Annotated in this window: 24 protein-coding genes and 1 pseudogene; 7 read left to right on the top strand and 18 right to left on the bottom strand. The window is 67.1% G+C overall.

All coding sequences use genetic code 11. The features are described from left to right. Window positions 1-430 precede the first annotated feature (430 nt). From JOD60_RS03245 to JOD60_RS03230, 4 genes are all read right to left on the bottom strand, one after another. Entirely contained in the window at window positions 431-1,492 is a 1,062-nt protein-coding gene (locus tag JOD60_RS03245) for an IS110 family RNA-guided transposase (protein ID WP_076688513.1), read from the bottom strand. Window positions 1,493-1,775: 283 nt separating this feature from the next. Next, a complete protein-coding gene (gene istB / locus JOD60_RS03240; protein WP_076688511.1) occupies window positions 1,776-2,531 on the bottom strand; it encodes an IS21-like element helper ATPase IstB in 756 nt (251 codons plus the stop codon). Further along, window positions 2,528-3,835 carry a Mu transposase domain-containing protein gene (locus JOD60_RS03235; protein WP_443673475.1) on the bottom strand — a complete coding sequence of 436 codons (1,308 nt, stop codon included), beginning with the start codon at window positions 3,833-3,835 and terminating at the stop codon, window positions 2,528-2,530. The genes istB and JOD60_RS03235 overlap by 4 nt, the downstream gene beginning before the upstream one ends. Before the next feature lie 154 nt (window positions 3,836-3,989). Continuing rightward, window positions 3,990-4,190, bottom strand: a complete 201-nt coding sequence (locus tag JOD60_RS03230) for a hypothetical protein (RefSeq protein ID WP_076688508.1) — start codon at window positions 4,188-4,190, stop codon at window positions 3,990-3,992. A gap of 606 nt (window positions 4,191-4,796) precedes the next feature. Between JOD60_RS03230 and JOD60_RS03225 the strand changes: the two genes are divergently transcribed. Next, complete coding sequence (locus JOD60_RS03225) at window positions 4,797-5,990, top strand: hypothetical protein (RefSeq protein WP_076688506.1); 1,194 nt, start codon at window positions 4,797-4,799, stop codon at window positions 5,988-5,990. A 692-nt stretch (window positions 5,991-6,682) separates the two neighbouring features. On the opposite strand, the gene JOD60_RS03220 is transcribed toward JOD60_RS03225, so the two are convergent. Further along, window positions 6,683-7,399 (bottom strand): ATP cone domain-containing protein, encoded by a 717-nt coding sequence (locus tag JOD60_RS03220; RefSeq protein WP_157127816.1) that lies wholly within the window; start codon window positions 7,397-7,399, stop codon window positions 6,683-6,685. 670 nt (window positions 7,400-8,069) lie between these two features. Here JOD60_RS03220 and JOD60_RS03215 point away from each other — a divergent pair. Continuing rightward, the gene (locus tag JOD60_RS03215) at window positions 8,070-8,333 is read left to right on the top strand and encodes a hypothetical protein (protein WP_157127815.1); all 264 of its coding nucleotides are present in this window, start codon (window positions 8,070-8,072) and stop codon (window positions 8,331-8,333) included. Between the two features lie 17 nt (window positions 8,334-8,350). Here the strand turns inward: JOD60_RS03215 and JOD60_RS03210 are convergent, their stop codons facing one another. From JOD60_RS03210 to JOD60_RS03165, 10 genes are all read right to left on the bottom strand, one after another. Continuing rightward, window positions 8,351-8,851, bottom strand: a complete 501-nt coding sequence (locus JOD60_RS03210) for a hypothetical protein (protein WP_157127814.1) — start codon at window positions 8,849-8,851, stop codon at window positions 8,351-8,353. Between the two features lie 7 nt (window positions 8,852-8,858). Next, the gene (locus tag JOD60_RS03205; RefSeq protein ID WP_076688494.1) at window positions 8,859-9,350 is read right to left on the bottom strand and encodes a Panacea domain-containing protein; all 492 of its coding nucleotides are present in this window, start codon (window positions 9,348-9,350) and stop codon (window positions 8,859-8,861) included. 654 nt (window positions 9,351-10,004) lie between these two features. Continuing rightward, a complete protein-coding gene (locus tag JOD60_RS03200) occupies window positions 10,005-10,400 on the bottom strand; it encodes a ubiquitination-like system serine protease family protein (RefSeq protein WP_076688491.1) in 396 nt (131 codons plus the stop codon). Further along, complete coding sequence (locus tag JOD60_RS03195; protein WP_076688489.1) at window positions 10,390-11,592, bottom strand: ThiF family adenylyltransferase; 1,203 nt, start codon at window positions 11,590-11,592, stop codon at window positions 10,390-10,392. Before JOD60_RS03195 ends, JOD60_RS03200 begins: the two co-directional genes overlap by 11 nt. Then, window positions 11,567-11,836 carry a multiubiquitin domain-containing protein gene (locus JOD60_RS03190; RefSeq protein ID WP_076688487.1) on the bottom strand — a complete coding sequence of 90 codons (270 nt, stop codon included), beginning with the start codon at window positions 11,834-11,836 and terminating at the stop codon, window positions 11,567-11,569. The genes JOD60_RS03195 and JOD60_RS03190 overlap by 26 nt, the downstream gene beginning before the upstream one ends. A 49-nt stretch (window positions 11,837-11,885) precedes the next feature. Then, complete coding sequence (locus JOD60_RS03185) at window positions 11,886-12,041, bottom strand: hypothetical protein (RefSeq protein WP_198159102.1); 156 nt, start codon at window positions 12,039-12,041, stop codon at window positions 11,886-11,888. A 76-nt stretch (window positions 12,042-12,117) separates the two neighbouring features. Continuing rightward, the gene (locus tag JOD60_RS03180; RefSeq protein WP_076688485.1) at window positions 12,118-13,125 is read right to left on the bottom strand and encodes an ImmA/IrrE family metallo-endopeptidase; all 1,008 of its coding nucleotides are present in this window, start codon (window positions 13,123-13,125) and stop codon (window positions 12,118-12,120) included. Then, window positions 13,115-13,777 carry a hypothetical protein gene (locus tag JOD60_RS03175; RefSeq protein ID WP_157127812.1) on the bottom strand — a complete coding sequence of 221 codons (663 nt, stop codon included), beginning with the start codon at window positions 13,775-13,777 and terminating at the stop codon, window positions 13,115-13,117. The genes JOD60_RS03180 and JOD60_RS03175 overlap by 11 nt, the downstream gene beginning before the upstream one ends. After that, entirely contained in the window at window positions 13,774-14,298 is a 525-nt protein-coding gene (locus JOD60_RS03170) for a sigma-70 family RNA polymerase sigma factor (RefSeq protein ID WP_076688483.1), read from the bottom strand. The genes JOD60_RS03175 and JOD60_RS03170 overlap by 4 nt, the downstream gene beginning before the upstream one ends. Window positions 14,299-14,791: 493 nt before the next feature. Then, the gene (locus tag JOD60_RS03165; RefSeq protein WP_076688481.1) at window positions 14,792-15,073 is read right to left on the bottom strand and encodes a hypothetical protein; all 282 of its coding nucleotides are present in this window, start codon (window positions 15,071-15,073) and stop codon (window positions 14,792-14,794) included. On the opposite strand from JOD60_RS03165, the pseudogene JOD60_RS17120 reads away from it, so the two are divergent. Then, window positions 15,066-15,653 (top strand): annotated as a pseudogene (locus JOD60_RS17120) (glycosyltransferase family 2 protein); the annotation flags it as partial. The gene JOD60_RS03165 and the pseudogene JOD60_RS17120 sit on opposite strands and share 8 nt — an antisense overlap. 20 nt (window positions 15,654-15,673) lie before the next feature. Beyond that, window positions 15,674-16,012 carry a DUF2238 domain-containing protein gene (locus JOD60_RS16610; protein WP_232321803.1) on the top strand — a complete coding sequence of 113 codons (339 nt, stop codon included), beginning with the start codon at window positions 15,674-15,676 and terminating at the stop codon, window positions 16,010-16,012. Between the two features lie 108 nt (window positions 16,013-16,120). Here the strand turns inward: JOD60_RS16610 and JOD60_RS03150 are convergent, their stop codons facing one another. Then, the gene (locus tag JOD60_RS03150) at window positions 16,121-17,023 is read right to left on the bottom strand and encodes an EamA family transporter (RefSeq protein ID WP_232321675.1); all 903 of its coding nucleotides are present in this window, start codon (window positions 17,021-17,023) and stop codon (window positions 16,121-16,123) included. Beyond that, complete coding sequence (locus tag JOD60_RS03145) at window positions 17,020-18,288, bottom strand: serine hydrolase domain-containing protein (RefSeq protein WP_076688477.1); 1,269 nt, start codon at window positions 18,286-18,288, stop codon at window positions 17,020-17,022. Before JOD60_RS03145 ends, JOD60_RS03150 begins: the two co-directional genes overlap by 4 nt. 99 nt (window positions 18,289-18,387) lie before the next feature. Here JOD60_RS03145 and JOD60_RS16605 point away from each other — a divergent pair, with 99 nt between their 5' ends. Both JOD60_RS16605 and JOD60_RS16600 read left to right on the top strand, forming a co-directional pair. Beyond that, window positions 18,388-18,699, top strand: coding sequence for a DUF2470 domain-containing protein (locus JOD60_RS16605; protein ID WP_076688475.1), 312 nt, complete (start codon window positions 18,388-18,390; stop codon window positions 18,697-18,699). Window positions 18,700-18,801: 102 nt separating this feature from the next. After that, on the top strand, window positions 18,802-19,473 hold the full coding sequence (locus JOD60_RS16600) for a biliverdin-producing heme oxygenase (RefSeq protein WP_084202118.1): 672 nt from the start codon (window positions 18,802-18,804) through the stop codon (window positions 19,471-19,473). A 25-nt stretch (window positions 19,474-19,498) separates the two neighbouring features. Here the strand turns inward: JOD60_RS16600 and JOD60_RS03135 are convergent, their stop codons facing one another. Next, window positions 19,499-20,875 (bottom strand): ATP-dependent DNA helicase, encoded by a 1,377-nt coding sequence (locus JOD60_RS03135; protein WP_076688471.1) that lies wholly within the window; start codon window positions 20,873-20,875, stop codon window positions 19,499-19,501. 43 nt (window positions 20,876-20,918) lie between these two features. Between JOD60_RS03135 and JOD60_RS03130 the strand changes: the two genes are divergently transcribed. Continuing rightward, complete coding sequence (locus tag JOD60_RS03130) at window positions 20,919-22,043, top strand: hypothetical protein (protein ID WP_372430789.1); 1,125 nt, start codon at window positions 20,919-20,921, stop codon at window positions 22,041-22,043. The last annotated feature ends 4 nt before the right edge of the window (window positions 22,044-22,047 follow it).

Below are 22,047 nucleotides of genomic sequence, written 5' to 3'. Positions count from 1 at the left end.
CCGGCCCCGGATCCGCGGAATTACGCGGGTGTAACTCGTTTTGCACAGCTCTCAGAAACGTGTTTCCACAGGTTCTGCCCACATGGTGACCGGCGTGTCGCGCAGTTTCTCCACACAGATATCCACAGGCCGGTTTGCCGGTGTCGTGTCGCGGTCGTATATCTAGACGTACAGCGAGAGCGGCCCCCGGACGCCAATCACAGAAGCCGCTCTCGCAGATCCAATCCGCTACAGAGAGCAGCACAATGAATCAGTCCGAGCCTAGCTTCAACGATCCCGCCGGCGAGGTGACGGCGCTCAGCGATTTTCCTCAGAGTTGCTCATCGAAGTTCCTCAGGTCGCGTGGGTAGGTTAGCGCAGGTTTGTGCCGGTGGTGGCGCGGCGGAGTTCGTCGGCTGCGGCGTGGTGGTTGCGGACTCTTCTATGTGTGTCAAGTCGGCGTTACGGCACGGTTCAGTTGACGATAGATCCGTCGGGCGAGGTAGCGCTTGAGGCAGCGGCGGATCTCCTTGTTGGTGCGGCCTTCGGTGCGGCGTCGTTCGACGTAGGCGCGGGTGGCGGGGTCGCAGCGCATGCGGGTGACGACGGCCATGTGCAGGGCTCGGTTCAGCCGCCTGTCACCGCCACGGTTGAGACGGTGTCGGGCGGTGTTTCCGGAAGAGGCGGGGATGGGGTTGACACCGGCGAGAGACGCGAACGCGGCCTCGGAGCGGAGCCGACCGACGTGTGACCAGGCGGTCATCGTGATCGCGGCCGTCACGACACCGATGCCAGGCTCGTCAAGCAGTGTCGCCGCTGGAGTGGCATGAACGAGCGCTTCCATTCGTAACCTGTTCTCGGCGAGTTCGTCATTGAGGGCGGTCACTCGTTTGGCGAGACGGATGGCTTCGGCGCGGGCCGTAGCGGCAGCGACTGTTTCGGCCCGGGCACGCCACCGGGTGATCTCGGTGACCTGAGTGCTGGTCAATGGTCGGCGGGCGTCGATGCCGAGGTTGACAGTCCGCAGCAGCGCGGTGAGCGCGTTGATGGTGCCGGTGCGTTCGGTGGTCATGTGTTCTCGGGCGGTGACGAGCACGCGCAGAGCGGCGCGTTCACCGTCGTCGTCGCGTGGGTTCCTCAGGTGCGTGATCTCCAGCGGCAGCGCAGCTGCTGCGATTCGGCGGGCATCAAGCGGGTCGGACTTGCCCACCCCTCGGTTCGTGCGCGCATTCATCCGGGGTGCTTCAGCGACCTGGTAGCCGGTCTGCGCGACCGTCTGCGCGAGTCGCGCCCCGTAGGAGCCGATCCCCTCGATGACCCACAAAACGTCCAGGTCCGCGCCGGTGCGCCGCCCGGCCCAGTCGATTGCGCGTTGAAGACCCGCGTGAGTGGTCGGGAACTGTGCAGTGTCGACCAGTTCTCCCAACGGTGCAGCGAGGATCGCCAGGGTATGCGTCTTCGCGTGAGCGTCGACTCCGATGACAAATGGATGGGTATGCGCGACGATGGCCATGGCGATCGACGCTCCTTCCTTGATCTGGGAACAGGACCGGTCGCTGAGGCCGGTGCCGGACCGGGAAGGAGTCACTGGGACAGCTCTGTGATGGGCCACGACCCCGCGGGATCGGGCAGTCTTCTGATCAAGTCGCCAAGTGGGCCGGGACGGCGCCGGCCACCCGCTCAGCGTGGACATGTCCGCAATGAAGACACTCCACGAGGAGGACATAGCCGGTATGAGTCACACGCCGAGCGAGGCGGCCGACACCATCCTGGCAGCCGGTCCCGGACCAGCCGGTTCAAGACTCACAGAGCCGGTAGGAGGCGCCGTCGAGTGTGATGACGACGGATCGGTGTAGGAGCCGGTCGAGCATGGCGGCGGCGACGGTGGTGTCGCCGAGGATCTCGCCCCAGGCGCCGACGGGCCGGTTCGTGGTGAGCACGATCGAGGTTTTGAGGTAGCGCTGGTTGATGACCTGGAACAGTGCGGACGCGGCTTCGCCGGGTAGCGGGAGGTAGCCGAGTTCATCGATGATCAGGAGTGTGGGGCCGGCGAAGAACCGCATCATGGTCGCCCATTTCCCTTCGATCGCGGCGCGGTGGCAGCGGGCGGCGAGGTCGGCGGCGGAGGTGAAGTAGACCCGGTAGCCGGCGGTGACGGCGGCGTGGCCGAGCCCGGTCGCGATGTGGGTCTTCCCGACCCCGGGCGGGCCGATTAGGAGCACGTTGGTCGCGGTCTCGAGGTATCGGCAGGTGCCCAGCTCTGTCAGCAGCGACCGGTCTATGCCGGAGGCGGAATCTAGGTCGAAGTCGTCGAGGGTGGCGCCGGTGGGCAGGTTCGCGAACCGGAACCTGCCGGTCAGGCGCCGCGCATCGGTCGCGGTGACCTCGATCGCGAGGAGCCGCTCCAGGGTGTGGGTGAGGGTCCATCCCTCGGCGGTGGCCTGGTCCAGCACGGCGGGCAGCGCCTCGGCGGCGTCGGCGAGTTTCAGGTCGGTGAGGTGGCCGCGCAGCTGCTGGTAGACGCTGGCCGCGGTCTTGGCGGGGGTGGTCATTGGAGGGTGTTCCTGTTCTTCGCGGCCTGCTCGTAAGCGGCCAGATCGATCACGGTCGTGGAGGGTGCGCCGGTGCCGGTGAGCACGGCGGCGGCGCGGAGTGCGGCGGTCCCGGGCGGGATGCGTTCCTTGCGCCGGTGCGGGCGTCCCGGCGGCGCCGAGGCGAGGGCGATGGCTTCAAGCGCGGTGACGTGGCCGGTGTCGCGGATCGTGACTCCGAGGCCGGGCTCGGCGACCTTGTGGCGAGCGATCACGGCGCCCGAGACGGTGGCGATGTCGATCACTGCGGCGCCGAGCGGCTGTGAGACGATCACCTTCGCTGCGGCGAGTTCTGGCGGGACGGAGTACCGGTTCCCGCGCCAGTCGATCAACGCCTGCCGGGTCGCGGTGCGCTCCTCGGCCACCACGACGGGGAACACCGACTGGGGAAGCGGACGCAGCCGCTCCGCGGCGAACATCGCTTTCGCGGTCGTGTTCCCCGTCTCGGTCTGGCGTGGCCGGTCGTCCTGCCCCGTCGCGAACGCCTCGAAGCTGGCTTGCGCCTGCTCCAAGGTGAGCTCGTCGGGGACGGTCCGCCACCAGCGTTGCGCGGCGGTGTGGTTGTTCTTCTCGACCACGCCTTTCCGGTTCCCTGAGCGGGGCCGGCACGCGATGACCGTCACCGCGTGGTGCTTGGCGAACGCGGCGAACATCGGCGTCAGGTCGCTGGTGCCCTGCTTGAGGACCGTGGTCATCCGGTCGAACCGCCAGTCCCGGGTGAGGCCGCCCAGCAACCCCAGCAGGGTCGTCATCGCAGCCAGCAGATGCGGCAGGTCCATCGAGGGAGACAGCACGCCCCGCCAGATGCCGGAGTGGGCAAGCGACCCGACCAGAGCGTAGGCCTTCTTGTGACCGAACCCCCACGACGCGGGCGGGTCAGGGAGCTCGACCCAGTCGAACTGGGTCTCCTCGCCGGGCGGATGCTCGATGACCGCGTTCGGCCGCTTCGTGACGTGCGCGCACGCGACGCACGCCGGCCGCAGCCCCCGGTCGCGGATCTGCCGCGTCAACGACTGATACGACCCGGCGTAACCCAGCTGGCGCAGCTCGTCCAGCAGCGTGATGACCCATAAGTGCGGGTCCTCGATCAGCCGCGCGGTCACATACGCGACGAACACGTCGAACGCGTCCGGAACGGTCCGCTTACGCACCCCAGGGGTGCGCTGCCCGGACAGATACGCCCGGATCGTCTTGCGGTCATGGTCGGTGCGGCGGGCGATCTCGCTGATCGTCATCCCCTGCCGTCTGAGCGCGTGGATATCCACGTCGTCCTCCTCTGAAAGCATGAAGAACAGGGCCTCTCTCGAGCTGGTGCGTGGTCAGAGACCACCAGCATCGAGGGAGGCCCGCCTCATGCGGCGGAGCGACCCAGGGTGGGGAACTTCGATGAGCAGAACTGGGGAATTTCAGTGAGCGCCGTCAGAGGAGAACGCCGCCGCGTACCGTCGCCGTTCCGCGCAGCATCGCAAGACGCAGCGTGAGCTGGCGATCATCCTCGACCGGCGTGGATGGGACCACGCGCGTGTCGAGGAGCTCCTCGAGATCGACGCCGCAACCCTCCGCCGCATGCTCGCGTCCGACGGCCACAAGGTCTGCACCGACTGCGTCTTCGACCGCCATGGCCATTGCATCGGCCTGGTCGTTGACGTTAGCGGTGATATCGATCCCTGCGAGTGTCCGCGGTGCCGTGCGTCGTAGATTCGTGCGGCGTATACGCGAGCCCCTTTCGTGCGCATGGACGACAGCGAGAAGGGCTGCCTATTCCGCTGGGCTCACTCGCCGGCCGCGTCATCGGTTGTGCTCGAGCCATGCTTAGGCCCGGCAAATCGCCGCTGATGTCATCGACGGCGATCACCTGTACATCAGCACGGATCGCCCACACTCTGAGCACCGCAGCATCGTCGGAGCTTGGATCTCATATGCGCCGCCCGCCTGCGTGCGGCGACACCGCGTAGTCGCCTCCACATCGCGGCCGCTAGCGTCGAGCAGAGGAGAACACCGAGACGCAGGCACGGCGAACGCTGATGCCGGTGTGCCGCGCCACCGCGAGGCTGCCAACGACATCAAACACCGAGCGCACCGGTGCGACGGGGCGAGCGCCAAGAGCGCGACGACGTGGCTCCTGTGCATACGGCAACCGCTTCGAGATGCATGACGAGGGAACCGAGCTCGACGTGCCGGACAACCCGCAATAGGCGGACCCGCCCGCGACTCGAAGGAGAGCTCATGCCTGCAAGTCCAAGCCTGTTCGGAGCTACGGGAGCGGCGCTGCTGATCCTGCTCGCGGCGGCCGCACCCGCCAACGCTTCGGAAGTCCCCGATACGCGCGAGAGTAAAGCGCGGGAACAGACCACAACGACGACCATCAGCATTCCCTTCTCTCACGCGATCAGCCTGGTCGATGCAGTGGCGACCGAGAGCGTCGGCGGGTATGACGTCGTCGCGTATGAGTTCGAGAACGCGGAGTTCACGGGAGAGTTCAGCCCTCTGAGCGGAGTATCCGCGGAGGAGTTCGTCGATGAGATTAGCCGTTCTCTAGAAACTGAGCCGCAGGTCGTCGCCGTGCGCGTCGCCGTGCCGGTAGAGGAGGCGAAGTCAGTGTCTCGCTCACGCTCGGCACAGACGGTGCCCACGTTGGCCGCAGAGTATGTCGCCCCAGCCGCGAACCCGGCGGCGTCAGAGCAACTCAGACACTATCGAGAGCAGATCCCTGAGCTGAACGGGCAAAGTCCAGCCGCAGCGGCCCTGCAGCGAGCGACGGCGAAACCCTCCACGTGGAAGCCCACCCAGGCAGGCATCAGCATCTTCCGCGCAGACACCTCGACCGTCTACTTCGAGCAATTCCTGTACTGGGACGGTTCAACCGCGAGCACGACTGCGATGGCAGCCGATGACGGCTGGGAGGCTGAGGTGAACGTGTTCACCAGCCGCCCCGACGCGGAAACATGCGGTAGCGGACATCCTCAGGACTATCCCTTCGCGAAGAACTACGGCTGGAGCTGGTACGCGCTAGTCAACACCGGCTCGGGCATCGGACCGATGGCATCTTCAGTCGGCGCCTACGCCGACTACAACGACAACTCGGATCCTTGCAACCGCAACAGCATCGCTATCGGAATCAGGACTCCCCAGGCGATTCCCGCTTACCCATCCGGAGCGCAGGAGGTGATGCTAACCGTCTTCGCCCCCCGGGGGCTCGACAACACGGGCAAGATCGGTGGTGTGATTCAGGCCGTAAACGAGACTGGGTGCGTTCTCCAGCCGTGGCTTTCCAATACGGACTGCATGGGTATCACGAGCAGCAGTTCCGGCGCGCGGGCGACGTTGAGCGAATCACGCAACTGGACCGCGCCGCCCAAATGCTGGGCCTCGGGCAACTATGGAAACAACGCGCCGGTCGCGTACGACTGCTACGCCTGACACGTGATGAAGTCACAACGACGAGCGGGGGTGCCCTCCTGGGTACCTTCGCTCGTCGCTGGTTGGGCTCTGGTTTGTGCGCTTGCCGCCGCGGTGCTCGCGGTTGACTTGCTAGCGAGCACACGAGAGAACATCGAGTACCGCTGCCTGGTGAGCGCGCCGGCCTCGGGTATCAGCTCCGCGGAGAACGCGCTGGTTGCGGCGCGCGCCACGCTGTTTCCCGCAGGTCGAGAGTGTGTGTGGAGAGCCGCCGACGGAGGGCTCATCGTCGAGCAGACCGGGTGGCTCACCACGTCCGCCTTTGTTGTTTGCGGTATTGGGGCGCTGGTCATCGCGATCCTCTGCCTAGCGGCGTGGCGATACCTCTGGGCACTAGTGCCACTGGCTCTGTGCCTCGCGGCTGCCCTTGTGGCGGTGTGGTGGGTGTCGCTGCTGTAGCGGCGCCATGCAGCTGCAGACCGTCACCGACATACCAGAACGCCCCTGCGTAGGACCGACGTTCGTGCAGCAGCCCAACATGTAGCGTGAACCGGCGGTCGCCCTCGGCGGGCGGGGATGTGTCGAGGAGCTTCTGTACAACCTGCGTCCGCGGCGTCGTAGCCATTGTATCGGCGGTCGCTGAGCCGAGGGGCGATTTCAACGCCCGCGGGGGCCGGTCCTGCCACAGCAGTGAAGCCGCCCAGTAGCGGCACCTAAGCTCGGGCCCATCGTCGCCAATTCTGGGTCACCAGCAGCCGCGGTGACGGAGCGTGAATCAGGTCAGCCGCTTCGTCAGCGAACTCTCTGATGCCCCTGATCTTCTTCACGATGGTCGCCCATCTCAAGTAGCCAACATCGTCGACGCGGCGCAGGTGTGCCAGCACAGAGGCGGAGATCTGGGTCGACTGGACGATTCGTTGTCCTCGGATATCGCTGAGCACCAGATGCGCGATCATGAGCGCCTTGGCGTCCGCATCCTGGCGCCCCCACAGAGCCGCATGAACTCCCTTCCGCAACTGCCTTATCTCGAAGTCAGGTGTCCTCTCGTCTCTCTTCATTACTTTTTCGGGTCGCCAATCCATGCGGTGAGGTACGGCGAGCCGCGGCCAGTGCTGGTCGGCGACCTGGCCGCGTTGCTGGCTGGGTTGAACGCCGGGGTGGCGCGCCTGCAGCCAGTTCAACACCGCCAGTGCTCCGGGCCACCCAGGCCGGTTGTCATTGCGGCCGTGGATCGCCATCGCGTAGAGCAACTCGGCCACGCGATAGGGCGCACCGTCGCGATTGCGGAGCACTCTCTCGACAGCCTCGGAGATCGCGGCATCCGGGATGGCTCCGACGATTGAGGGGTGACGTCGGAACTCTTCGGCCGAGAGCCTTGTTGGAAGTTCGGGAAGTTGGCGCTCGATATCCGTGATTGCTTCATCTACCACGCTATCGACTGCAGCGTCCGATAGCGGCCCTTTCCGCTTAAAGAGGATGCTGAAGATGTCGTCACGCAGGGTGACGCGCGCGAAGGGGGCCGCGGCCAGCTGGTCGTCGCTGGAACGGCGGACCGCGAAGTCCGGACGTCCGGTGGCGTGGGCGTCTCCACGGTACCGAACACGTGGCCGTTAACGCACCGCCGCACTCGACGCACCAATGATGTGCTTGCGTGCGGTCGGGTTTTCGGCACCTCCGTGGGCGCTCCGCACACCACGCAGGGCATTCCTGAGTAGGTCCTCCCTGGAACACCCGTTTCCTTCACAGGCCTGATTCTGATCTTCCTGACTGCCCTTTGTCCACCCGTGTCCGTTGAGAGCGGATTTCGGTCAGTTCGGCAAAGGACTGTATACCCACCAACTGCGGCGCGGCATTCTGATGCCAGAGGAGTTACCACACGGAAGCGACCCACGGTCGCTATCCCGTCCGAGGTCCGCAGCATGCTCATCGATGCGGTTCGGAGCACACTCTGCCGCCGCTCGATCTCTCTCAATGGAGGAACCCGTGTCCGCACGAACCGTACGATCAATCACCACAGCGGTCGCACTTGCCGGCCTGCTCACGTTGTCGCCCGTGGCCGCCGCTTCTGCTCATGCCGCGCAGCCTGCGGGCGTCAAGACGGTGAGCACCATCGCCCGCACAGTCTTCATCCCCGAGTGGTACCAGTATTGCTACAACACTCGACCCGTGGGCATCACGGTCGGCAAGTCCGGGTACATGAACGCCTACAGCTCTTCCGGTGGCGTCACCTGCAAGTGGTGGGTGATGCCGTGGCGCGCGGGCATCCCCTACACCACCAGCAAGTACTACACCTGGGACACCGTGTGTCGGTACTACGGCTCTCGCTACGTGGAGATGAAGCGCGGCTACCCGTGGTGCCGCTGACAGACTCGAAATGCGACCTAGGCCGAGTCCGGGAGATGGTGGCAGCCCTCGTGCACGCAGGGCGCAGGTTGGCTGTCCCGATTCGAGCCGGACACCTCGTGCTTCGTGTCCCACCAGAGTGGGTACGCGACTCTGGCCTGTGAGTCGAGGGCAACGATGACCCGGCGCGCATCCACTTGCTTGATGCAGTAGGTCATGGTGATGACGTCAAGCTGCGGCGAATCCGCGTCGTCGAAGCCCCCGCGTTGATAGATCTCCGACCAACGCTTCTCGGCCGCTTCGCTCAGGTCCCACTCCGCGAGCGCGTGCACGGCAGAACCGCCGTACACGCGCTCCAGCGACATGACCTCATCCAACGAGAGCTCATTGAGCCGAGCCAGATAGCCGGCGAGGAGATAGAAGTCTTTCGTCGAGCTGGCAGGCCACGGGAAGGGGCCTTCTCTGTCTGTTCGCGACCAATCCAAGAACCACGGTCCCGGTTCAGGCGTCAGGGCAGAGAGGGTCGTTCGTTTCGCCATGTAACAGTCAGCGCACCCACGCGGGGAAGTTCACGTCTTCGACGCTCTGTACGCCTGACTCCGACTCGCTGAGGCTCGAGTAATAGGAGCGCATCGACTCGTGAGTGATGGGGAATGTTCCTGGGTCCCCGGTATCGAGTCCCTGACGCGCCTGCTTCCATGGCAACTCAGCATGTGTCAGCGCACTCAATTGTGCGGCGGACATATTGCCGTACGAGGCGAGCACCGCCTCGATGGTCTCGATGTCGCCCGCCTCGAGCCGCCCCGCGTCTCCAGTGGGAAAGTCGGACGGGTCCACCATGTACTTGCCCTGATGGTTCCGGTACAGCTCCCGAACGACGGGACCGTGCACCCACGCCTGGATCTCCTCAGGGAAGAGCGGCTTGTCATCCCAGGCGAGACTCCACGCTTGGCTGTAGTACACGAGCTTCTGGAGCTTCATGGCGCTCATCTTGCCGCCTTGAAGGATGTGGATTGCCACATCGTGCACGTTTGCCATGACTGCTCCTCTCCGACCGACGCCGCTTCTGATTCTACCGTTGGACCTCCGACGTACCGTTGGCGGTGCCGGCTAACCATGATGTACGCGGCGCTGCCAGAAACTCTCACATCATTGCCTGCGGTCCGGCTCACGCATTCAGGCGCTCATCCAGCAGCGAACGGCGGCACCGATGGAGTTCGATCCGGCTCACCGTACGAGCATCAGTATGAGCGAGGTCGTCTCGTGCGCGATGCTTGAGATGGGGGCGATGATCGTCAGGGCAAGGATCAGCCTTGACCTGCTGGATCGCAGGAACCTGCCCTCCCGCTCTCGCTGCTTCCTCGGGCCTTTACGTTTGCTCATGTTCACCATGAGTGCGGCACTGCGGCGCTCGCGGTCGGGAGGCTCTGGATTCGCATCGGCACCGTCACGTCATGGGTCTGGAGCATGCACACGAGGCTCGTGCGTCTCGACCATGCGGGAGTCGTCGCTCGGCTCCGACGCGCGGTCTCGATTCGGTGTAACCCCGCTTCGGAGAGGGCCGCGCGCGCTGCGGACCGGTGAGCTCGGTGAGGAGGGTTCCGGCACGAGGTCGGGCGCGATGGCGACGACTGCTCCGCGATTCCGATGACTATCCGCTTGGCCGCTCTCGGATGACCACGGAGATGCACCTCATCGTCCCAGGAACCACGCCTTGAACCGACGCCAGAGCCCGCGTCGCTTCCGACCGCGGAAGTAGGCGTCAAGGTCCTGTTCGTCGCTTCTCCTCGCGTACTCAACGCGATCCTGATCCCAACTGCGCGCCCACTGGACCACCCCGCCCGTGATGAAGTAGTGAGATCGACAGGGGAACTCCCAGTTGCCGACCGAGGGCCGAACGGTGACGCCCTCCGGATCATGGCGCACGGTCCACTCAACCGGGCTCAGCGGGAGAAATACCTTCGTGCCGCATCCGCAGGCACACAGGTGCGCGGAGGTGCGGTAGGTATCCGTGACGTAGAGGATCCTGGGCTCGAGGGTGAGGGGAATGAACTCAACGTCGAGGTAGCGAAACGAATCAGTGCGCATCGTCCCGGCTGTCGTTCATGAGCTTGTTGCCGTCCAACGTGTAGTTACTGGAGATCTCGTTGCCGTAGTCGCGGTAGAAGCCGATGTGCTTCTTCCACGCGATCACCGCGTGCGCCGCGTTAAGCATGTTCAGCTCGACGACCTGGATGTTCTGTTCGTACGGGTCATCGCTGTCTGTGAAGGAGAGGTTCGCGTCCGCCCAGTCCATCGTGTCGGTTGCGGGATCCAGACGTGAGGTCCTGATGAGCCCGCCGAGCGCGCTCCCGACCTGGTCGATGCCCATGCCGGTGTCGACGAAGGGAACCCCGAATCGAAACAGATACTCGATGATCATGCGCTTGTGCGGGCCGGAGTCAATTGCGATGAACACGAAATCCATGTCGCGCAGTTGCTCGATGTTGCCCTCCGTGATGTTGTCGGGGTGGGCGACGATCCCTCGGTGCATGGCGCTGTATGTGCGCTGGTGGTGATCGACCTTCGTCGGCGCCTCAGCGAGCTCTTCGAGTGTCGTCGCGCCGGGGGCTCTGAAGGCGTTGTGCGGCCGATAGACGTCCCCGTCGTAGAGGTGGATCTCTGCAGCGTGGGTCTTGCTGACCGCGTCCAGGATGTACGCGCCCGTGCCGCCCAGTCCGATGAGGCCCACCCGGTGGCCCTTGACCTTGTCGGCAACCGCGCCGATGCGGGCACGGCTGGTGGCTGAGTCGAAGTAGCGATGCACCGACTCACCGTCCTCCGCTGCCAGCGGCGCAAAGGTCTCCACCCTCACATCGGGGTCGACGTGATGCACCTCGGCGAGGAGGATGGCGGCGTATGTCGTCATCTTCTCGTAGTAGTCCGGGTATCCGGTGGGGGGCTTGTGCGAGAACCCGCAGCTCGCGATCAGCCCCGCACCGATCTCAACCGCCCCCTGCTGGTGCATCAGCGCCGTCAGCGGCTGACCGCTGGCATCGCAGGGCAGGTCATCGGCGCTTCCACTCGCTCCGATGAAGAACACGGTGTGATCGGCCACGGGGTTTGCGGTGCGGTCGCCGGCGGACTCCAGCGTAGAGACCAGCCGGCCGCGCGCAACCTGTCCGCCGCTGTTCACGTACGGCACGCTCAGCGTGAGCATGTTGGAGGGGAACTGGACCTCGTAGCCCTCGTCGACGAGGCGGCGCAGGTCGTCGCTACGACTTAACAGTTGCCTTGACATTGAAGACGGTGCCCTTCTTCTTGACTTCGACGGACCGTCCCGCCGCCAGGGTGCCTTCCTTCGGCTTCTGTGCGTTGTAGAACGTCACGGTGAACCGCGTGTCCGGCGCCGGAGGTTCGGGGTAGGCCAGTGCGATGACCTGCTCGCGGGTAACCGTGTCGTCGCGGACGTCGTAGGGCGTGCCGTTGACGATGATCTCGGTGTTCTTGTGACCGCTTCCGCGGTCGGCGTTGTTGTCGTTCATTGGTTTCTCCTCAGATTCGAGGGGCGGCCGACCCCCGGCCGCCCCGGTCTCACTTCTCGTTGCGGACGCCCTTGTGCTGATTCGGGCTGCCGTTCATGAGGCGGCCCGTGCCGGCGTCGCGCTTGAACCAGCTGCCGTTGTGCTGGAACTCGCTCCGTCCACGCACGGCACCGATGCGGTGTCCCTGTCCGGTGTTCTTTGCCATGTCTCCCCTCCCCTCGTCGGGCGGCCTTCCTGACCGCCTCACCAAGTAGTCGGCGCAGCAAGCAAAGGTGTAAGGGCTAGCGACACTCCACGCAGAGGCCACCTTCGAGCAGGTGCGGCCTGAACAGACGGAAACACTCGTCGCACAGCGCGTCGGCCGCAGATGATCGCTGACAAGGGCAGAGCCCACAGCTGGGACAAAACGGCTTCTTGCACTTCGGGCACGGATACCCAGCCACCTGGAAGTCCCGACCACAGCAGGTGCCCCGCAGGTGAGGACGCGTGTCGAAATCTCGGGAGATGAGTGGAGCTGCGGACCCGGGGGTCCAGATATCGGTTGCGGCGAACACGCACACGATTTTGTTGCGCGCGCCGACCGCGTCGATGAAGAAGTCCTCGTCACCCCAAGTGCCGTGCCAAGTGAGGCGTTCGGTCCGACCGGTGCCTTCTTCGAGTCCCAGGAGGTGGTGGCCTTGCGGCATCCGCTGGCCACGCCACGGAATCACCTTCGGCCATCCCAGCTCCGGGTCGGGACGGACACTGGCGTCCGTTACCTCCCCGGTGGTTCGGTCGATGAGGGCGATGGCCCCAAGCTCCCGCATCTGCTGCGCGAGAGCGATCATGCAGACGGGGTGACTGGCGCTGGTAGCCGAGTACAGCTCGAGGACATGCCGAGCCCGAACAGGTCCCCTTCCAACCAACTCCGCCGCGACGTTGGTGGGGAGAAGGAGTTCACGAGCGAACCTGTCGCAGATCGTCTCGAGTACACGGCCGTCGTCGTCGTTGTCCGCGAGCCAGTCCACGACCCGGTCGAGCGTGTTGACGATGTAATGCCCGAGTTCGTGGGCGAGCGTGAAGTTCTCGCGTCGGTTGCCCGTGGGTCGATACAAGATGACGCCGTCATCCAGGAAGGACATCCCGTCGCAGAACCCGCCATCCGCGCGAGCGCTCGCAAGCTGCGGCGCGGCTCGCACGGTCAGGCCCAGCCTGCCCGTCATCGTCTCCAGCGGGTCATCGATGAACCCTGCCCGCACGTCGCTGGGCACGGCGGCTACGGCTAGGCGCACGCACGCGTCAACGTTCACCGGTCTCGTCGTCCTCCAATGAACTCACCAGAAGCTCCAAGGCGCCAAGTACCTGGTCCGCCTCTGGGAGTTGCCCGCGGTGGACGGTCGCAGTCATCCGCCCGATGAGTTCAGATCTCGCGACCGGCAACTCCACTCGGCGTCTGCGCGCCCACCGCGACACCAAGTGCTCGAACCGTGGGGCCTGTCGTACGGCTTCAAAGCGATCTGGGGCAGGGGCGACGTGCTGGATTAGCGTGTCCACACTGACGCCGAGTTCTTCAGCGATTGCCTGCACCAAAGCAGGGGGTACGCTCGCGGCGTGCGTCTGCCAACGGGCAACGTCAGCGGTCGAATACCTCCAGCCTCGGGCGGACAGCCGCTGTGCAAGCGCGCTGGGTGCTGTGTTGGCTCGTTGTCGTGCCCGCTTGAAAGAGGCGGGGTCGAGGGCGCAGGCTCGGTCCGGCACGAGTCCGAGCATCGCCGCAGTCGGATCATCTTCGAGCGGCGGTGCTCCTTGCGCGGCCAGCCACGTCGCGTCCGCGACAGCGAGCAGTTCGCGCAACCTTCGGCGCTCGGTTTCGCTGATTCGCGCGTCGGCAAGGATTCGGGATCGCTCGGCCGGTTGAGCAACCAGATCGGCAAGGAGCTGGTCGAACTCTTCTTCGTTCACCTGATTACTCCTTTCGATTCGAGGTCATCCCGCAACTTCTGCAACGCCTGGTTCAAGATCTGGTTCACCCGGGGGCGGCTCACGCCGAGCTCCTCCGCAATCTCACCCTGCGTTCGATGCTTATCAAGAGCCTCCGTCAGTATGAATCGCTCGCGTGCAGTGAGAGCAGCCATGCTGTCGTGCAGGTGCGGTGCCACGCGAACGGCATCGATTCGCTCATCGGCGTCGGAGTGGACGTCTTCGGTGCGATCCTTCCGCTCGTCCTCTTCGACGTCCAGGCTGCGCCCGAAATGGATCACGTCTGCAGCGCGTATGCGGTCGTATGCCTTGTTCTTCACCACCCGCACGAGATACGCCTCCCAGTTGTCGATCTGCTCCGTCGGCGGAGACGCGCTGAGAGACAACATGGCGTCGCTGACCACATCCTGTTTCTCACCCTGCAGCCCCACTTCACGCAACACGGATGCCGCGACGCGGTGGAGCGTGTCGCGGTGTTGAAGATAGAGGGGCCCGATATCCATGCGCCTACGTCACATCTCTGCTGACTGGAACCGTCATGTTCGTCTCCTTCGAGAAGTAGTCGGGCTAGCGTAGCCAGGTGTAAGGGCATCGCTATGTGCCGATCATCGCGGAGAGGAGGCTTGCTGGCGAAGGGCGACACGCCAGCGGTGGGAGCCGTCATCATCGCCGGCGCCACCGCACGGGGATGCTCATGTCGGCCAAGGCCACCCAGGGGCACGCATCAACGCGAGTGGCGCGAACGAAACCGCGTTTGACCAGGACATCTTCTGGAGCATTTGTCTGAAGTAGCTTCAGAATGCGTTCTTCCCGCACCGATGCGGAGCCGCGTGTTTCTCGGTCCAGTCTTGACGCCTCTGAGGGCGCTCCAGTCCAATCAGGCTCTGGAAACGACACCTGATGTCAAGTCCGAAACTACTTCGGACTGATAAACCTGCAGGCTCTAGCGGCGGTCCGACGGTCTGTGTCGCACAACGTGAAGTAGTCGTCGAGTTCTCAGCGTGCCGGGCCGCCCCACCCACCCGGTGGCTGCTTCGGGAGCCACACCTCGGGCGCGCTGTGCTCCCGCTCCGCAAAGCTGTCCGGGGTACCTCCGGCCACGGTCGCCTTGAACACGGGCATGAGCAGCAGCTGCAGCACGGTCACACCGGTGTTGATCGCCACGAACACGACGAGCTGAGCCGTCGTCGGCTGCTGCTGCGCGAACATCGTCCACCGCTGCCGTGGCGTCCGCATCCGGCGGGGAGATGGGGTGCGTTCGTCGGTGGTGATGAGCATCGGGCAGCTTCCTGGGCGCGTCGGACGGGTGCCTTCGCATGCAATCAGGCGAAGCCCCCGCGCACGCGGCGCACCGCACGATCGGTCGACTTCGACCGATGATCGGCACCGGGCCCACCTGCAGAAGCGACGTGGCGCGCGCTCGCGTATCCGGCGGCCGGGCGCGACGCAAGCCTCTACAGCCCCCGCGCCCGACCGGATGGAATGGAATCCGCAGAGAGGAGCGAACGTGACCACCGCCGTGATCGTCTCGGTCGTCATCCCCGTCAAGGACGACGCCGTCGCCCTCCGGCGGTGTCTGCGCGCGCTCGCGGCGCAGACACGACCGCCCGATGAGATCGTCGTCGTCGACAACGGCTCGACCGATGACTCCGCCGACGTCGCCCGCGCCGCTGGCGCGACGGTCACGCGATGCGATGCCCCCGGTATCCCCGCTGCCGCTGCACGAGGTTACGATCACACTCGAGGCGATCTACTGCTCCGCCTCGATGCCGATTGCCTCCCCTCCGCCGCCTGGGTGCAGAGCATCGTCGACATCGCCGCGCAGCATCCGCGCGTGGCCGCGTTCACGGGCGGGGCGCGATTCATCGACGGTCCCCGATGGCTCCGGATGCCGCTGGCCAGGACCTGCTGCTGCATTTCGCGGGCACGGGCGTGCTCACGGTGTGCGCGATGCTCGCGCTCGCTCGTTTCGGAGCTGTGCTCGCGTCGCGTTCGACGGATGCCACGGCGGCGGGCACCGTCGTCGCCGTGACGGTCGGACTCGCGCTCAGCGCGCTATGGGAGATGGTGGAGTGGGCCGGCCGGCGCTTCATCTCCTACGAGGTCTTCGTGGGCTATCAGGACACCATCGGCGACATGGCGATCGGCGGCGTCGGAGCGGCCGTCGCGGGCCTGGTGCTCACACGGGTGCCTGTGCTGCGGGCGGACGCGGCGTAGCCGACACCCGCGCCGAGACCCCGCGGCGGCGCCCTCGTCCGTCACAGATCGCGACCACAGAGCCGAATAGCCGCACTTTGCGACGGACGAGCACACCCACCGCCCGCCTCACCCCAGCGGCTCGACGGCCTCGCGGGCGTGGCGGCCGGCGGCGCGGACGGCGCCGATGGATGCCGCGATCACGAGCGCGATGCCGAGAAGCTCCAGCAGGTTCAGCTGCTGACCCAGCAGCACGAAGCCCGCGAGCGACGCCGTCGCCGGGGCGAGGCTCATGAGGATCGCGAAGGCGGATGCCGCCAGTCGCCGCAGCGCAATGAGCTCGAACGCGTACGGCAGCGTGGAGGAGAGAACGGCCACCGCCGCACCCAGCCCGAGGATCTCGGGACGCAGGAGCGCGGCACCGGCATCCGCGATGCCGAACGGCAGTGCGACGAGCGCCCCCGCCGTCATGGCCAGCGCCAGCCCGTCGAGCTTCGGGAACGCGGCCCCGACGCGCGCCGACGCCAGGATGTAGAACGCCCAGCTCGCCGCAGCGCCGAGGGCGAACAGCACGCCGAGCAGATCGAGCCGGTCCCACCCGCCGCCGCCGAGCGCGACGACCCCGGCGAAGGCGAGACCCGCCCACAGCCACGCCGAGGCGCGGCGACTCGCGATGATCGACAGGACGAGCGGCCCCAGCACCTCGATCGTGACCGTGACTCCGAGCGGCAGCCGCTCGAGCGCGAGGTAGAACAGCCCGTTCATCAGCGCGAGCACGAGCCCGAACGACACCACCGCAGTCCAGGCGGCGTGACCGTGCCCGCGCAGGTGCGGCCGCGCGATCGCGAGCAGCACCACCGCCGAGAACGCCAGCCGCAGCATCACCATGCCGAGGGGGCCGACCTCCGGGAACAGCAGCACCGCGATCGACGCGCCGACCTCCTGGCACGCCAGACCCGCGACGACCAGCAGCACCGCGCCGGTGGCGGGCGACGCGGCGAGCCCGGGCGCGACGGGAGCGCCCGCGTTCACCCGGCCGGAGCCTCCGGCAGGGGGCAGACGGCCGTGGCGGCGACCTGCGCCGCCATCTCCTCCGCCGTCCACGGCAGGCCCGCGTCCGGCGCGGTCTGCCCGGCGGCGGCCGGCGCCTTCGAGCCGATGGCGGCCAGCTCCCACGCGAGGCTGCGCACGAGGTCGGCCGAGGCGCGGGAATTGTTGAGCACGACGACCACCGTCATCCCGGTGTTGCGGTCGGCGAACGCCGCCGTGAGGTATCCGAGGATCGAGCCGTACTGCCCGACGAGGCTGCCGGCCTGGTAGACGCCGCCGTCGGCGGTGAACCACGACGGACCGTCGGCGCTGACCGGCAGTGGGTTCGCGAAGCGCTTGTCGGTGTCGTACTCGCGCGCCCCGACGGCGAGCGCCTGCACGTACCGCCCCAGGTCGGCGAGGTCGCTGATGACGCCGGATGCCGTGTATCCCGCCGTCGGCGAGACTGCCGTGACGTCGACGGGGGCCGCGCACGCGACGCTGCCGTCCTCGGCATCGCCGGACCACAGTCCGCTCAGCCCCACATCGGCGGCGGTCGGCAACGCGGTCGCCGTCATGCCCGCGGGGCCGAAGACGTACGTGTCGTACAGCTGTGCTGCACTGCGCCCGGACGCGTGCTCGAGCGCGAGGCCCAGCAGCACGTAGCTCGTGTCGGAGTCGGCGAACGTCGTCCCGGGCGTCGTGGCGACGCCGCGCGAGATGCCGTACGCGAGCAGTTCCCGCGGGTTCCACGACCGCTCGGGCACTGCCCGCATCCGGCTGTCGATGAGCGGGGCGTACGAGGCGAGCCCGCTGGTCGAGTCGCAGAGCTGCTCGAGGGTGGTCGTCTCGGCGCCCGCGATCCCCGTCACGTAGTCGCCGACGGGGTCGTTCAGCGCCACGACGCCGTCGTGAGCCAGGCCATACAGCACGTCGCAGGTCATGGCCCGCGTGACCGCGCCGGCCTTGAACGTGGTCGCGGCGGTGACCTCCCCGGCACCCGGTGCCGATGTGCCGACCCCCGCCTGCCACGTGCCCGACCACGGCGCCCACACGCCGACGACCGCGCCGGTGGCTCCGGATGCCGCCACGGCCTGCTCGACTGCCGCCTGCAGCTGCGCCTGCGTCTCGGCAGGCAGCGACGCCTCGACCTGCGCCGGCAGGGTCAGGGTGCTCGCGGGCTCCGCGGAGCACGCGGCGAGCAGAGCGGCGAGCGCCAGCGCGCCGGCGACGGCAACGGCACGCCGGCCGCGGTGGAAACGCCGCATTCTCACCCCCCGATGTTCCTCTTCAGCGTAGATCACAACCCGGGCGGGTCCGAACGCGGGGGCACGCGGACGCGCCGATCCGATCATTAGGGTTATGCCATGCCGCACACCTTCGACGACGCCGCCCTGACCGGCGTGCTCGGTCACATGAACGACGACCACGCCGACGACAACCTGCTCATCGCGCGGGCCTTCTCGCCGCTGCCGGATGTCATCTCCTCCGAGATGGTCACCTTCGACGGTGCCGCCGGCCAGTGGCACATCATCACTGCCGACGGCGCCGAGGACGTCATCCGCGTGCCGTGGCTTGGGGGCGAGATCACCGAGCGGCGCGAGGTCCGCCGCGAGATCGTGGCGCTCTACGACGAAGCGTGCGCGCGTCTGGGCGTCACCCCGCGTCCGCACGCGTAGAGCCCCGCGTCCGCTCGCTTAGATCTTCGCGGGCGGACGCAGATCGTCATCATCGGAAACCTTCAGGTTAGTTGAGCCTTAGTTTCAGCTACACTGATGGACGTGACCGAGCTGATCCCGTTCTCCACCGCCCTGCGCGAGCGCTCCCGCAACGCCCACTCCGGCAGCGAGCACGCCGGCTTCATGTCCGACCTCATGCGCGGCAAGGGCACCCGCGACGACTACGTCGCCCTCGTCGCGCAGCACTGGTTCATCTACGACGCGCTGGAGCGCGCGGCCGAGCACATGCGCCTCGACCCGATCGCCGCGCCGTTCATCAGCGACAAGCTGACGCGCCTGCCCGCGATCGAGGCCGACCTCGCGTTCCTCATCGGCGACGACTGGCGTGAGCGCATCGAGCCGCTGCCGACCACCGAGCGCTACGTCGCCCGCATCGACGAGGTCAGCGCCGACTGGCCGGGCGGCTTCGTCGCCCACCACTACACGCGCTACCTCGGCGACCTCTCCGGCGGCCAGTTCATCGGCAAGCTCATGGCCCGCCAGTTCGGATTCGAGACGAACGGCATCGGGTTCTACCTCTTCGCCGAGATCGCCGACCCCGCCGCGTTCAAGGACGTCTACCGGGAGCAGCTGGACGCCGTGCCGTGGGATGCCGCCGAGCGCGGGCGTGTGATCGACGAGGTCCTCGTGGCGTACCAGTTCAACACCGACCTGTTCGTGGACCTCGCCGCGGCGAAGGCCGCGGCATCCGCCACCGCGACCGCTACCGCCTGACCGGCGCGGGTCGCGCGGGTCGCCGTCAGAATCCCGCGGCGCGGACGCCGGCCATGAACCGGCGGACGTCGGCGTCGACGAGGATGTCGCTCGGCCGCAGCGGCCGCGACAGGTAGAGCCCGTCGAGCGAGGTCAACCGGGAGAGCGCGACGTAGGTCTGCCCGGGGGCGAACGCCCCCGACCCGAGGTCGATGATCGCGCGGTCGTAGGTCTTGCCCTGCGACTTGTGGATCGTCACCGCCCACGCCAGCCGCAGCGGGAACTGCGTGAACTCCGCGACGATGTCGCGCGTGAGCTTGCGGGATGCCGGGTCGTACGCGTACCGGTATTTCTCCCACACCGTCGGCTCGACCTCGACGTCCTCCCCGTCGAGGTCGACGCGCACCGTGCCGCCCGCGATGCGGGTGACGGTGCCGATCGACCCGTTCACCCAGCGGGGGCCGTCGGCGCGGGCGCCGCCGAGGTCGTTGCGCAGGAACATCACCTGCGCGCCGACCTTCAGCTGCAGGTCGGTGTCGGCGGGATAGGCCTCGCCGCGCCCGAAGTCGCCGCTGATCTCGGCGCGGGCCGTCTGCACCGGACCGGGCAGAGCCTCCAGGTGCCGTTGATTGATGCGGTTGACGATGTCGTTGCGCGTCGCGAGCGTGATGATCGGCGGCTCGCCGTCCGACGGCTCCGGCACCGGGCGCGCCCCGGCCGCGTTCAGCTGCCCCGCGATCTCCGCTGTGACGACACCATGGCGGACCGCGTTGAGCATCGCTTTGAACCCGGCATCCGCCTGCCGATGGATCTCGCGCAGCTCGCGGATGTGCAGCGGCGCCCCGACCCGCCCGAGGTCGAGGAGCCCGTCGGAGCGGATCGCCGACCCGTCCGTCGAGGGCCCCGCCCACACCTGCGCGTCGAAGAACCAGAACGAGCGGTAGTGGTCGCGGATGTAGCGCAGCTCGTCGCCCCGCGGCGGCACCGGCGACAACTGGTACGGGTCGCCGAACATGACGATCTGCACGCCGCCGAAGGGCTCCGCTCGGCGGCGACGCGCCTGCCGCAGCGAGCGGTCGATCGCGTCCATCAGGTCGGCGTTGACCATCGAGATCTCGTCGATGACGAGGGTGTCGATCGCGTTCATGATGCGCCGCGCGGGCTCGGACTGCTCCAGCTCGCTGTCGGCGATGAGCCCGATCGGCAGCCGGAACAGCGAGTGGATCGTCTGCCCCTCGACGTTCAGCGCCGCCACGCCCGTCGGCGCGCAGACCGCGATCTGCTTGTCGGTGTTCCAGGCCAGGTGCTGCAGCAAAGTCGACTTGCCGGTGCCGGCGCGGCCCGTCACGAACACGTGCTCGCGGGTGTCCTCGATGAGGCGGAACAGCTCCTCCTGCTCGGGTGACAGGTCGGGGATGCTCACCGCAACATGCTAGCTATCAGCATCCGTTTCCTAGACTGAGCCTGTGGACGGGGTGGATGCGGCGGTGCCGGTGCGGGCGGATGCCGCGACGCGCGCGCCTGCCGCAGAGCCCGTTCCCGAGGCGCGCCGACCGCGTCGCCGGCGCGGGCGCCTGGCGTTCGACCTCACCGCCCTCGCCGTCGTCGGCGTGCTGCTGCTCGGGGCGATCGGCGCCACGACGGCCGTGGCGTACCAGGACCTGTACAGCCCGTCGGCCTTCGTCACCCGCTACCTCGACCTGCTCGGCCAGGGCCGCGCCGCCGACGCTCTCGCCGTCCCGGGCGTGCCGATCGACTCCGCCGACCTCGACGCCGCGGGCCTTCCCATCACGGCGAGCGAGGCGCTGCTGCGCCGCGCCGCCCTCGCGCCCCTCACCGACGTCGCCGCCGTGGGCGAGGAGGAGCGCGGCGACCTCGTCTACGTCACCGTCACCTATACCGCGGGCGGGCACCCCGGCACCACGACGTTCCAGGTGGAGCGCTCGGGCTGGGTGGGCCTCGCCCCTACGTGGCGGTTCGCGCAGAGCCCGCTCGCGGTCGTCGACCTGACGCTGCGCGGAGCGACGGCGTTCTCGGTCAACGGGTTCGCCATCGACACACGGCAGGTCTCCGCCGAGGGCGTGGACGCCGATCCGCTGGACCCGGTGCCGCTGCTGGTCTTCTCCCCCGGCCTCTACTCGATCTCGGTCGACACCGCCGTCTCGGCGAGCCCCGGCGTCGCGGTCCTGTCCGACACGCCGCAGGCGGACATCCCCGTCGACATCCAGACCGAGCCCACGGCCGAGTTCACCCGGGTCGTGCAGGAGCAGGTGGAGTCGTTCCTCACCGATTGCGCGACGCAGCAGGTGCTGAAGCCCACCGGCTGCCCGTTCGGACTCGAGGTGCGCAACCGCATCGTCGAGCCGCCGGTGTGGTCGATCGTGCAGCAGCCGACCGTGGTGCTCTCCCCCGACGGCGCGAACTGGGCCATCGGCCGCACCGAGGCCGTCGCGCACGTCGTCGTGGACATCCAGTCGATCTTCGACGGCTCGATCCGTCACGTGGACGAGGACGTCCCGTTCGTCCTCGCCGGGACGATCACGATGCTCCCCGACGGCACCGCGTCCATCGCGGTGTCCCCCACCGACTGACCTG

It is taken from the genome of Microbacterium aurum (assembly GCF_016907815.1).
In the GTDB taxonomy this organism is placed as follows: domain Bacteria; phylum Actinomycetota; class Actinomycetes; order Actinomycetales; family Microbacteriaceae; genus Microbacterium; species Microbacterium aurum.
The sequence above is the reverse complement of the archived record's forward strand: the minus strand, read 5'-3'. Positions and strand labels throughout refer to the sequence as shown.